The 11,497-nt window shown below is 68.0% G+C and carries 15 protein-coding genes; 14 read left to right on the forward strand and 1 reads right to left on the reverse strand.

Annotated elements, in window-relative coordinates:
* Positions 1–144: 144 nt before the first annotated feature.
* The 13 genes from BMY22_RS21255 to BMY22_RS21315 all read left to right on the forward strand — a co-directional run bounded on the left by BMY22_RS21255 (position 145) and on the right by BMY22_RS21315 (position 9,732).
* Positions 145–1,143: an SPOR domain-containing protein gene (locus BMY22_RS21255; RefSeq protein ID WP_090625250.1), complete on the forward strand. Its 999-nt coding sequence runs from the start codon at positions 145–147 to the stop codon at positions 1,141–1,143.
* A 120-nt stretch (positions 1,144–1,263) separates the two neighbouring features.
* On the forward strand, positions 1,264–1,791 hold the full coding sequence (hslV, locus tag BMY22_RS21260; RefSeq protein WP_090625251.1) for an ATP-dependent protease subunit HslV: 528 nt from the start codon (positions 1,264–1,266) through the stop codon (positions 1,789–1,791).
* 99 nt (positions 1,792–1,890) lie between these two features.
* On the forward strand, positions 1,891–3,231 hold the full coding sequence (hslU, locus tag BMY22_RS21265) for an HslU--HslV peptidase ATPase subunit (protein ID WP_090625253.1): 1,341 nt from the start codon (positions 1,891–1,893) through the stop codon (positions 3,229–3,231).
* A 118-nt stretch (positions 3,232–3,349) separates the two neighbouring features.
* Positions 3,350–3,724: a gamma-butyrobetaine hydroxylase family protein gene (locus tag BMY22_RS21270; protein WP_090625254.1), complete on the forward strand. Its 375-nt coding sequence runs from the start codon at positions 3,350–3,352 to the stop codon at positions 3,722–3,724.
* Between the two features lie 78 nt (positions 3,725–3,802).
* Complete coding sequence (gene ubiE, locus BMY22_RS21275; RefSeq protein ID WP_090625256.1) at positions 3,803–4,573, forward strand: bifunctional demethylmenaquinone methyltransferase/2-methoxy-6-polyprenyl-1,4-benzoquinol methylase UbiE; 771 nt, start codon at positions 3,803–3,805, stop codon at positions 4,571–4,573.
* Entirely contained in the window at positions 4,573–5,196 is a 624-nt protein-coding gene (locus BMY22_RS21280) for a ubiquinone biosynthesis accessory factor UbiJ (protein ID WP_090625258.1), read from the forward strand. The genes ubiE and BMY22_RS21280 overlap by 1 nt, the downstream gene beginning before the upstream one ends.
* The gene (gene ubiB, locus BMY22_RS21285; protein WP_090625259.1) at positions 5,193–6,803 is read left to right on the forward strand and encodes a ubiquinone biosynthesis regulatory protein kinase UbiB; all 1,611 of its coding nucleotides are present in this window, start codon (positions 5,193–5,195) and stop codon (positions 6,801–6,803) included. The genes BMY22_RS21280 and ubiB overlap by 4 nt, the downstream gene beginning before the upstream one ends.
* Positions 6,804–6,841: 38 nt before the next feature.
* Positions 6,842–7,243 (forward strand): phosphoribosyl-AMP cyclohydrolase, encoded by a 402-nt coding sequence (hisI, locus tag BMY22_RS21290; protein ID WP_090625261.1) that lies wholly within the window; start codon positions 6,842–6,844, stop codon positions 7,241–7,243.
* Entirely contained in the window at positions 7,236–7,571 is a 336-nt protein-coding gene (locus BMY22_RS21295; RefSeq protein ID WP_090625262.1) for a phosphoribosyl-ATP diphosphatase, read from the forward strand. Before hisI ends, BMY22_RS21295 begins: the two co-directional genes overlap by 8 nt.
* 24 nt (positions 7,572–7,595) lie before the next feature.
* Entirely contained in the window at positions 7,596–7,847 is a 252-nt protein-coding gene (locus BMY22_RS21300) for a twin-arginine translocase TatA/TatE family subunit (RefSeq protein ID WP_090625264.1), read from the forward strand.
* Positions 7,848–7,856: 9 nt separating this feature from the next.
* Complete coding sequence (gene tatB / locus BMY22_RS21305; RefSeq protein WP_090625265.1) at positions 7,857–8,225, forward strand: Sec-independent protein translocase protein TatB; 369 nt, start codon at positions 7,857–7,859, stop codon at positions 8,223–8,225.
* Positions 8,222–9,028 carry a twin-arginine translocase subunit TatC gene (gene tatC / locus BMY22_RS21310; RefSeq protein ID WP_090625267.1) on the forward strand — a complete coding sequence of 269 codons (807 nt, stop codon included), beginning with the start codon at positions 8,222–8,224 and terminating at the stop codon, positions 9,026–9,028. The genes tatB and tatC overlap by 4 nt, the downstream gene beginning before the upstream one ends.
* Positions 9,025–9,732 (forward strand): 16S rRNA (uracil(1498)-N(3))-methyltransferase, encoded by a 708-nt coding sequence (locus tag BMY22_RS21315; RefSeq protein WP_090625268.1) that lies wholly within the window; start codon positions 9,025–9,027, stop codon positions 9,730–9,732. Before tatC ends, BMY22_RS21315 begins: the two co-directional genes overlap by 4 nt.
* 12 nt (positions 9,733–9,744) lie before the next feature.
* Here BMY22_RS21315 and BMY22_RS21320 read toward each other — a convergent pair whose 3' ends face one another.
* Positions 9,745–10,461: a FadR/GntR family transcriptional regulator gene (locus tag BMY22_RS21320; RefSeq protein WP_090625270.1), complete on the reverse strand. Its 717-nt coding sequence runs from the start codon at positions 10,459–10,461 to the stop codon at positions 9,745–9,747.
* Positions 10,462–10,862: 401 nt separating this feature from the next.
* Between BMY22_RS21320 and BMY22_RS21325 the strand changes: the two genes are divergently transcribed.
* Positions 10,863–11,497: 5-dehydro-4-deoxyglucarate dehydratase (locus BMY22_RS21325; RefSeq protein WP_090625269.1), on the forward strand; the 635-nt coding region annotated here is incomplete at its 3' end.

The raw sequence follows: 11,497 nt of genomic DNA on the forward strand, positions 1-11,497 counted from the left end.
GCCGGGTTGGAACTGGATTCGGTTCATGGACATGGATCGCCCCTCCATGAAGTCTGTTCATATATCCAGTGTAGGCGTTGCCGAGTACCTGTAGGGCTTCTGGCTGAGGCTCATTGCTAATCAGGAAGGGACTTACCCACCAGCATGGCAAAGAACAATGCCCCCAAGCGCGGTGCCAGCCGCACCCCGCCGCCCCGCAAGCGGGAGATACCGAGCTGGCTGTGGATGGTCTGCGGCCTGGCCGTCGGCGGCTTCGCGGTGTTTCTGACCAAACTCCAACCGGGCAGCGACGCCATCAAACGCGGTAGCGCCGAGCCGCCGCCGGCCAAGACGGCGCAAGCGCAGCCGCCGAGCAAGCCCAAGTACGACTTCTACACCCTGTTGCCGGAGTCGGAAGTCGTGGTGCCGCCGACCGCGCAGCAACAACCGCCGCAAGCGCAGCCGCCGAAGCCGCTGCAACAACTGCCCGCGCTGCAAACGCTGCAAGTCCAGCCGAGCCAGCCACCGCAACCGCTGCAGCCGGCGAAACCGGCGCAACAGACCGCGCAGGCGCAGCCGGCGAAACCGCCGCAACAGATACAGCAGACCGTGCCGGTGCAGCCGACCAAACCGCCGCAACAGATTCAACAGACCGCACCGGCACAGCCGACCAAACCACCGCAACAGACCGCGCAGGCGCAGCCGGCGAAACCGCCGCAACCGGCACAACAGGTCGCACCGGTACAGCCGGCCAAACCGGCGCAACAGGCGCAACAGGCGCAACAGACGACGCAAGCGCAGCCGCCTCAGCCGCCCAAGCTGACGCCGACCCAGGATGCCGCCCGTGCCGAGGCCCTGCTCAACGGCCGCACGCCGCCCGTCGTCACCGCCAAGCCGCCGGCGCTGGCCAAGCCGGCGCCGACCACCCAGTACTACCTGCAAGCCGGCTCGTTCCGCAGCAAGTCCGATGCCGAGGACGCCAAAGCGCGCATTGCCCTGCTCGGCCAGGGCGTGCGCGTCGAGGTTGGCAACGTCCGCGGCGAAACCTGGCACCGCGTGGTGGCCGGCCCCTTCTCCAGCCGTCAGCAGCTGGAGGAGGCGCAGAAGCAACTGGCCGGCGACGGCTTCAGCAACGTAATGCCCCAGCAGCGCCAGACCCACTGAGCCTCGGCTGGCCGGTGCAACACCGGCCAGCCGCCCTCCCGCCCCCGTTGAAATCCCCCCGCCCCTCCCCCATATAAGCTCCACTCGGGCATTTCCGCCCCGCAGCGTGGAGACACTCCCTTGACCACCATCGTTTCTGTCCGCCGCCAAGGCAAAGTCGTCATGGGCGGCGACGGCCAGGTTTCCCTCGGCAACACCGTGATGAAGGGCAACGCGAAGAAGGTCCGCCGCCTCTACCACGGCCAGGTGCTGGCCGGGTTCGCCGGCGCCACCGCGGACGCCTTCACCCTCTTCGAGCGCTTCGAGGGCCAGCTGGAGAAACACCAGGGCCACCTGGTCCGCGCCGCCGTCGAGCTGGCCAAGGACTGGCGCACCGACCGCTCGCTGAGCCGCCTGGAGGCCATGCTGGCAGTGGCCAACAAGGACGCCTCGCTGATCATCACCGGCAACGGCGACGTGGTCGAACCGGAGGAAAGCCTGATCGCCATGGGCTCCGGCGGCCCCTACGCCCAGGCTGCGGCAAAGGCGCTGCTGCTGCACACCGACCTGTCCGCCCGCGAGGTCGCCGAAACCGCGCTGAACATCGCCGGCAGCATCTGCGTCTTCACCAACCAGAACCTGACCATCGAGGAGCTGGACCTCGACTGAGCGTCCACCTCATCCGGCCGCAGACCCGCGGCCACCGAACAGAATGTCGCGACGGAGGGTCCGAGATCCGACGCCCCACGCATGAAGCGAGCCCAACCCATGTCCATGACGCCCCGCGAAATCGTCCACGAACTCAACCGCCACATCGTCGGCCAGGATGACGCCAAGCGCGCCGTCGCCATCGCCCTGCGCAACCGCTGGCGGCGCATGCAGCTGCCGGCCGAGCTGCGCGCCGAAGTGACCCCGAAGAACATCCTGATGATCGGCCCGACCGGCGTCGGCAAGACCGAGATCGCCCGCCGCCTGGCGCGCCTGGCGAACGCCCCGTTCATCAAGGTGGAGGCGACCAAGTTCACCGAGGTCGGCTATGTCGGCCGCGACGTGGAATCCATCGTCCGCGACCTCGCCGATGCCGCGGTGAAGATGCTGCGCGAGCAGGAGATCGATCGGGTGCGCTACCGCGCCGAAGACGCCGCCGAGGAGCGCATCCTCGACGCCCTGCTGCCGCCGGCCCGCCAGGGCTTCGGCGACGAGCCGGTCGCACGCGAGGACTCCAACACCCGCCAGCTGTTCCGCAAGCGCCTGCGCGAGGGCCAGCTGGACGACAAGGAAATCGACATCGAGATCGCCGAAACCCCCGGCGGGGTGGAAATCATGGCCCCGCCCGGCATGGAGGAGATGACCAGCCAGTTGCAGAACCTGTTCTCCAGCATGGGCAAGGGCAAGAAGAAGAGCCACAAGCTGAAGGTCAAGGAGGCGCTCAAGCTGGTCCGCGACGAGGAGGCGGCCCGCCTGGTCAACGAGGAGGAGCTGAAGGCCCGCGCCCTGGAGGCGGTCGAGCAGAACGGCATCGTCTTCATCGACGAGATCGACAAGGTCGCCAAGCGCGCCAACGTCGGCGGCGCCGACGTCTCCCGCGAAGGCGTGCAACGCGACCTGCTGCCGCTGATCGAGGGCTGCACGGTGAACACCAAGCTGGGCATGGTCAAGACCGACCACATCCTGTTCATCGCCTCCGGCGCCTTCCATCTGGCCAAGCCCAGCGACCTGGTGCCGGAGCTGCAGGGCCGCCTGCCGATTCGCGTCGAACTCAAGGCACTGAGTCCCGAGGACTTCGAGCGCATCCTCACCGAGCCCCATGCCTCGCTGACCGAACAGTACAGCGCGCTGCTGAAGACCGAAGGGGTGGACATCGAATTCACCGCAGACGGCATCAAGCGCATCGCCGAGATCGCCTGGCAGGTCAACGAGAAGACCGAGAACATCGGTGCGCGCCGCCTGCACACCCTGCTCGAGCGCCTCCTGGAGGAAGTCTCCTTCAGCGCCTCCGACCTGGCCGCCGATCACAGCGGCCGGTCGGTGGTGATCGACGTCGCCTACGTCAACGGCCACCTCGGCGAACTGGCCCAGAACGAGGACCTGTCGCGCTACATCCTGTAAGCGATCCCCCGCAGTCGTAGGGTGGAAAACCGCGCAGCGCTTTCCACCGGACCCCACGCCGGTGGGCGAGGCCTCGCCGTTACCCCTACAACTCGCCTCACCTTGCGGAGCTCCAGCGATGCGCATACCCACCGCCATCAAACTGCACAAGGCCTCGAAGGTCCTCGAACTGCATTACGCGTCCGACGAGCAGTACCGCCTCGACGCCGAATTCCTCCGCGTGCACTCGCCCTCGGCGGAAGTGCGCGGCCACGGCACCCCCGTGCTGCAGCACGGCAAGCTCGGCGTCGCCCTCACCGGCATCGAGCCGGTCGGCCAGTACGCCCTCAAGCTGATCTTCGACGACGGCCACGACAGCGGCCTCTACAGCTGGGACTACCTCCACCAGCTGGCCCGCGACCACGACCGCCTGTGGGCGGAGTACCTGGCCGAGCTGGAACGCGCCGGCAAGTCCCGCGACCCCAGCGAGTCGCTGGTCAAGCTGATGCTCTGAGCCGGCCGCAGACGCCCGGCAAGACAAACCCGAGTACCAGCATTAGAATGGCCGGCACATTTTTCCGGTGCCAGCGACATGAACGATCCGCGCAAGGGCCGCGAGGCCGAACCCACCACCCATTTCGGTTACCAAAACGTCCCGGAAAGCCAGAAGGCACAAAAGGTCGCCGAGGTATTCCACTCGGTGGCGGCCAAGTACGACCTGATGAACGACGTGCTCTCCGGCGGCCTGCACCGTCTGTGGAAGCGCTTCACCATCGAGCTGTCCGGCGTGCGCCGGGGCAACCGGGTGCTAGACATCGCCGGCGGCACCGGCGACCTGACCCGCCAGTTCTCCCGCCTGGTCGGCGAAAGCGGCGAGGTGGTGCTGGCCGACATCAACGACTCCATGCTCAAGGTCGGCCGCGACCGCCTGCTCGACAAGGGCGTGGCCGGCAACGTGCGCTTCGTCCAGGCCGACGCCGAGAAGCTGCCGTTCCCCGACAACCACTTCGACGTGGTCACCATCGCCTTCGGTCTGCGCAACGTCACCCACAAGGACGACGCCCTGCGCTCCATGCTGCGGGTGCTCAAGCCGGGCGGCCGCCTGCTGGTACTGGAATTCTCCAAGCCGTCCAACCCCCTGCTCGGCAAGGCCTACGACGCCTACTCCTTCGCCTTCATGCCGCTGGCCGGCAAGCTGATCAGCAACGACGCCGACAGCTACCGCTACCTCGCCGAGTCGATCCGCATGCACCCGGACCAGGAAACCCTCAAGGGCATGATGGTCGACGCCGGCTTCGAGCGCGTCACCTACCACAACATGACCGGCGGCATCGTCGCCCTGCACCGCGGCCTCAAGCCCTGATGATCGGCACGGCCCTGCTCGCGGGCGCGGAACACGGGCTCAACCGCCTGCTGCGCCTGGACGGCACCGCCCTGCCGCGCCTGGCCCGACTGGCCGGCCGCGTGCTCGAAGTGCGTTGCACAGCGCCCGAACTGACCCTCTACCTCCTGCCGAACGCCGACGGCCTGCGCCTGGCCGGCCACTGGCTGGGCGAGGCCGACTGCACCCTGCGCGCCCCCGCCGCGAGCCTGCTGCACCTGGCCGCCAGCAGGCGGAAGACCGCCATCCTGCACAGTCCCGAAGTCAGCCTGGAAGGCGACAGCGCCACCCTGCTGGCGCTCGCCGAGATCCTCCAGGACCTCGAGCTGGACTGGGAATACGAGCTGTCGCGCTGGCTCGGCCCGCTGGCCGCCCCGCTGCTCGCCGGCAGCCTGCAGCATGCCGCGCGCTGGAGCGGCCAGAGCCTGGACAGCCTGCGCCAGAACCTGGCCGACTACCTCGCCGAGGAATCGCACACGCTGGTCGGTCGCCACGAAGCCGAGGCCCGCTTCGCCGAGGTCGACGACCTCAGGCTGGCCATGGACCGCCTCGAGGCGCGCATCGCTCGCCTCGCCCACACACTGGAATCCAGCGATAACGCATGAAGCTCCTCGCCGTCCGCCGCCTGTTGCGCATCCAAAGCGTCGTCGTCCGCTATCGCCTCGACGACCTGCTGTTCGACCTGCCGCTGCTGCCCTGGTGGCTGCGTGCGCTGGGCTGCTGCCTGCCCTGGCGCTGGTTTCCGCGCGCGCCGAGCGACCAGCCGCGCGGCGTCCGGCTGCGCCTGGCCCTGCAGGATCTGGGGCCGATCTTCATCAAGTTCGGGCAGATCCTATCGACCCGCCGCGACCTGCTGCCGCCGGATATCGCCGACGAGTTGGTCTGGCTGCAGGACCGCGTGCCGCCCTTCGATCCGCAGCACTCCGTGGCGCTGATCGAGGCGCAGCTGGGCGCGCCGGTCGGCGAGGTGTTCGCCCGCTTCGACAGCCAGCCGCTGGCCTCCGCTTCGGTCGCCCAGGTGCACGCCGCGCAGCTCAAGAGCGGCGAGGAGGTGGTGGTCAAGGTGGTCCGCCCCGGTCTCCAGGCGGTGATCCGCCAGGACCTGGCCTGGCTCTACCTGTTCGCCCGGACGGCCGAAGGTGCCTCCACCGAGGCCCGCCGCCTGCACCTGGTCGACGTGGTCGGCGACTACGAGAAGACCATCTACGACGAACTCGACCTGCTCCGCGAGGCGGCCAACGCCAGCCAGCTCAAGCGCAACTTCGACGGCTCGCCGCTGCTCTACGTGCCCCAGGTGCACTGGGAGTGGTGCCGGCCCAAGGTGCTGGTGATGGAGCGCATCTACGGCGTGCCGGTGACCGACCTGCCCGCCCTCGTCGACCAGGGCACCGACCTCAAGCTGCTTGCCGAGCGCGGCGTGGAGATCTTCTTCACCCAAGTGTTCCGCGACAGCTTCTTCCATGCCGACATGCACCCCGGCAACATCTTCGTCAGCACCCGCCAGCCCTGGGACCCGCAGTACATCGCCATCGACTGCGGCATCGTCGGCAGCCTGACGCCGGAGGACCAGGACTACCTGGCGCGCAACCTGCTGGCCTTCTTCAAGCGCGACTACCGCAAGGTGGCGCAGTTGCACATCGACTCCGGCTGGGTGCCGGCCGATACCCAGGTCAACGAGTTCGAGGCGGCGATCCGCACCGTCTGCGAGCCGATCTTCGAGAAGCCGCTGAAGGACATCTCCTTCGGCCAGTTGCTGCTGCGCCTGTTCCAGACCGCCCGGCGCTTCAACATGGAGATCCAGCCGCAGCTGGTGCTGCTGCAGAAGACCCTGCTCAACATCGAGGGGCTCGGCCGCCAGCTCTACCCGGAGCTGGACCTCTGGACCACCGCCAAGCCCTTCCTGGAACGCTGGATGCGCCGGCGCATGAGCCCGCGGGCGGTGCTCGGTAACCTGCAGGGCCAGCTCGAACAGCTGCCCCATCTGGCGCAGATGACCCGCGCGGCGCTGGAGGGCATGGCGACCCGGCCGGCGCACGGCGCCCCGCAGCCCCGCGACCGGCATGTCCTGCGCCTGCTCGGCGCCGCCCTGCTGGCCGGCGGCCTGCTGCTCGCCAGCCGGCCCCCCCTGGCAGCCCCCGAGGCCTGGCCGAGCTGGCTGATGCTGACCAGCGGCCTCTATCTGCTGGTACGCCGCCAGCACACCCCCGACTGACCCGGTTGTCGCAGCCGCCGCGCTGCAACGGAGTGGACATGAAAGACTGGCTCGACGAGATTCACTGGAACGCCGACGGCCTGGTGCCGGCCATCGCCCAGGACCACCGGACCGGGCGCATCCTGATGATGGCCTGGATGAACCGCGAATCCCTGGCCCTGACCGCCCGGGAAAACCACGCCGTCTACTGGTCGCGCTCGCGTGGTAAGCTTTGGCGCAAGGGCGAGGAGTCGGGACACGTGCAGAAGGTGCACGAACTGCGCCTGGACTGCGACGCCGACGTGATCGTCCTGCAGGTCGAACAGCTCGGCGGCATCGCCTGCCACACCGGCCGCGAAAGCTGCTTCTACCGCGTATTCGAAGACGGCGCCTGGAAGGTCGTCGACCCGATCCTCAAGGACCCGGACGCCATCTACCATGCAGGACACCGTCATGAGTGAGACCCTCAACCAGCTGGCCGAAGTGCTCGAGGCGCGCAAGAACGCCGCCCCGGACAGCTCCTACGTGGCCAGCCTGTACCACAAGGGCCTGAACAAGATCCTCGAGAAGGTCGGCGAGGAGTCGGTGGAAACCATCCTCGCCGCCAAGGACGCCGCGGTCAGCGGCGACTGCAGCGAGCTGATCTACGAGACCGCCGATCTCTGGTTCCACAGCCTGGTCATGCTCGCCGCCCTCGGCCAGCACCCCCAGGCCGTGCTCGACGAACTGGAACGGCGCTTCGGCCTGTCCGGGCATGCGGAAAAGGCTGCCCGCCAACCGTCCGCCTAACCATTTAGCTGCAAGGTAAACTCCATGGGTATCTTCGACTGGAAACACTGGCTGATCATCCTCATCGTCGTCGTCCTGGTGTTCGGCACCAAGCGCCTGAAGACGCTCGGCGCCGACGTCGGCGAAGCGATCAAGGGCTTTCGCAAGGCGGTCAACACCGAGGACGGCGAGCACAAGCCGGCGCCGGCCGAGCCGCAGGCCGGCGACACGCTGAACAAGCCGCAGACCCTCGAAGGCCAGGCCCAGAAGGTCGACGCTCCGCTGCGCAAAGACTGAGCCCGACGCATGTTCGATATCGGCTTTTCCGAGCTGTTGCTGGTCGGCCTGGTGGCCCTGCTGGTGTTCGGCCCCGAGCGCCTGCCGGGCGCCGCGCGCACGGCAGGCCTGTGGATCGGCCGCTTGAAGCGCAGCTTCAGCGCGATCAAGACCGAGGTGGAGCGCGAGATCGGCGCCGACGAGATTCGCCGCCAGCTGCATAACGAACGGATTCTCGAACTGGAGCAGGAGATGAAGCAGAGCCTCCAGCCGCCGGCGCCCGTCGTGCCGAGCGTGCCGGACAGCGCTCCGGCCACCTCCGCGCCGGCTCCGCAGCCCGCCGCCCCGACCGGCACCGACGCCCCCGCCGCCACTCCCGACAAGACGCCCAGCCCATGACAGGCCAACCGGACGGCGACCAGGACATGCCCCTGGTCGCGCACCTGACCGAACTGCGCACGCGCCTGCTGCGCTGCGTGATCGCGGTGCTGCTGATCTTCGCCGCACTCGTCCCCTTCGCCCAGGAGATCTACACCCTGGTGTCGGCACCGCTGCGCGCCTACCTGCCGGAAGGCGCGACGATGATCGCCACCGGCGTGGCCTCGCCGTTTCTCACCCCGTTCAAGCTCACCGCCTGGGTGGCGCTGTTTCTCGGCGTCCCGGTGATCCTGCATCAGGTCTGGGGGTTCATCGCCCCGGGGCTGTACCAGCAGGAGAAGCGCATCGCCCTGCCGCTGCTGGCGTCCAGCATCGTCCTGTTCTATTCCGGCATGGCCTTCATCTACTTCCTGGTGTTCCCGCTGATGTTCCACTTCTTCGCCAGCGTCACCCCCGAAGGCGTGGCGATGATGACCGACATCAACGAATACCTGGACTTCGTCCTCACCCTGTTCTTCGCCTTCGGCGTGGCCTTCGAGATTCCGGTGGCGACCTTCCTGATCATCTGGATCGGCCTGGTCGACGTGGCAACCCTGAAGAAGAGCCGGCCCTATGTGATCGTCGGCTGCTTCGTGGTCGGGATGGTCCTCACCCCGCCGGACATCTTCTCGCAGACCCTGCTGGCGGTGCCGATGTGGCTGCTGTTCGAGGTCGGCATCCTGTTCGGCGCCATGGTCCGCCGCGGCGCCACGGAAGAGGCCGGCGACGGCAACGCCGTGGCCACCCGCAAGCACGACGACCCACCGCCGGCGTCACAGGCGTGAACCTGCTGCTGCTCGAGGACGCCGACTTCGTCGGCGCCGACCGGGTGATCCTGCGCGATCGCCGCCTGCGCCATCTGCAGGAAGTGCACCGCGCCGAAGCCGGCGACTGCCTGCGGGTCGGCCGTCTGGGCCAAGCGATGGGCGAAGGCCGCCTGCTGCGCCTGGACGCCGCGGAGGCCGAACTGCAGGTGACCTTCGACCGGGAACCGCCGGCCAAGCTGCCGCTGACCCTGCTGCTCGCACTGCCCCGGCCGAAGATGCTCAAGCGCGTGCTGCAGACCGTCGCCGCGATGGGCGTACCGCGCCTGGTGCTGCTCAACAGCTACCGGGTGGAGAAGAGCTTCTGGCAGACCCCCTTCCTCGAGCCGACGGCGATCCGCGAACAGCTGATCCTCGGCCTGGAACAGGCACGCGACACCGTGCTGCCGGAGGTGCTGATCGAAAAGCGCTTCAAGCCCTTCGTCGAGGACCGCCTGCCGCAACTCGCCGCCGGCACCCTCGGCCTGCTCGGCCATCCCGGCGACTTCCCGCCCTGCCCGCGCGCCGTCGAACGGCCGGTGACCCTGGCCATCGGTCCGGAAGGCGGCTGGATTCCCTACGAGGTCGACAAGCTGCAGACCGCCGGCCTCGCCCCGGTACAGCTGGGCGAGCGCATCCTGCGCGTGGAAACCGCGGTGACCGCCCTGCTCGCCCGCCTGTTCTGAACCGCCCGCCGGTCACTCGTCCGGCGCCAGGCGCTCGCGGCTGTTGGTCAGGTGAGTCCACATCGCCGCCCGTGCCGCGTCGGGGTCCTGCCGGCGGATCGCACCGAGGATGGCCTCGTGCTCCAGGTTGGCCAGGTAGCCGTGGCGGGTCAGGTCGACGCCGGCCCGCTCGACGGAACCAATGCGGTTGCGCGGGATAACCGCGTCGCCGAGGTGCCGCATGATCTCCTGGAAATAGGGATTGCCGGTGGCCTCGGCGATCAGCAGATGGAAACGCCGGTCCGCCTCCACGCAACTCTGCTCGCCGGCCAGCGCATCCTGATAATCGTCCAGCGCCCGGCGCATCGCCTCCAGTTGCTCCTGGGTGCGGCGCCGGGCGGCCAGGGCCACCGCCTGGCTTTCCAGGCCGAGGCGCAGCTCGAGGATGTCGCGCACGCTCAGGGCGGTCTCGACGTTCAGACGCAGCGAAGCCTGCGGCTTACTGCGCTCCAGCACGAAGGTGCCGATGCCGTGGCGCGTTTCCACCAGCCCGGACGCCTGCAGCCGGGAGATCGCCTCGCGGACCACCGTGCGACTGACCCCCTGTTCGCGGACGATTTCGCTCTCCGACGGCAGCTTGTCGCCGGGGCCGAGCGTGCCCAGCAGGATCCGCTGGGTAAGCTCCGTGACCAGGTCGTGGGCGAGGCTGCGGGAACGCTTGCGCGGTGCAGCGCTGGAAGTGCCTTGCATGTTCATGATGTCCAACTGATCGTTTCTGCCTGCCAAAAATCCTGGGGTTGCCGGGCCGAACCGGCATGCGTTGCGCCCGAGGGTACGCCAGAACGCGCCTCAGCGGCAGATCAGTCGCCACTCTTGTATGACAACATATAGGATACTCATAACCGACTCCAGCACCCCGCCACCGGAGGCCGCCCAAGCGGCATCGCCTCAGCCCCCATCCAGCCTGTGCCTTAATGGCCTTATTACCAGTAGCAACGGCAACCCCTGCCCAAAATCGCCGCTCCGAGCACCTGACGAAAAGCCTGTCTGACGACTTGCAGCCATCCCGACTCACTTATATGATGACTGTCAACACAAGCCCCGACTTGTCGTGCACACCAACAACAATTCCCTGCACAGGACGATCCGCCATGACTCCTCAAGAACTCAAGTCCATCCTCTCCTCCAGCCTGCTGTCCTTCCCGGTCACCGACTTCGACGCCGCCGGCAACTTCAACGCCGCGTCCTACGCCGGTCGCCTGGAATGGCTGGCGCCCTACGGCGCCAGCGCGCTGTTCGCCGCCGGCGGCACCGGCGAGTTCTTCTCGCTGGACATCAACGAGTACCCGCAGATCATCAAGACCGCGGTGGACACCTGTGCCGGCAGCGTGCCGATCCTCGCCGGCGTCGGCGGCCCGACCCGCCAGGCCATCCACATGGCCCAGGAAGCCGAGCGCCTGGGCGCCAAAGGCCTGCTGATCCTCCCGCACTACCTGACCGAAGCCAGCCAGGAAGGCGTCACCGCCCACGTCGAGGCGATCTGCAAGTCGGTGAAGATCGGCGTGGTGGTCTACAACCGCAACGTCTGCCGGCTGACCCCGAGCCTGCTGGAACAGCTCGCCGAGCGCTGCCCGAACCTGATCGGCTACAAGGACGGCCTGGGCGACATCGAGCTGATGGTCTCGGTGCGCCGCCGTCTGGGCGAGCGCTTCACCTATCTGGGCGGCCTGCCGACCGCCGAAGTCTTCGCCGCGGCCTACAAGGCCCTCGGCGTACCGGTGTATTC

The sequence above is a fragment of the Azotobacter beijerinckii genome, assembly GCF_900110885.1.
In the GTDB taxonomy this organism is placed as follows: domain Bacteria; phylum Pseudomonadota; class Gammaproteobacteria; order Pseudomonadales; family Pseudomonadaceae; genus Azotobacter; species Azotobacter beijerinckii.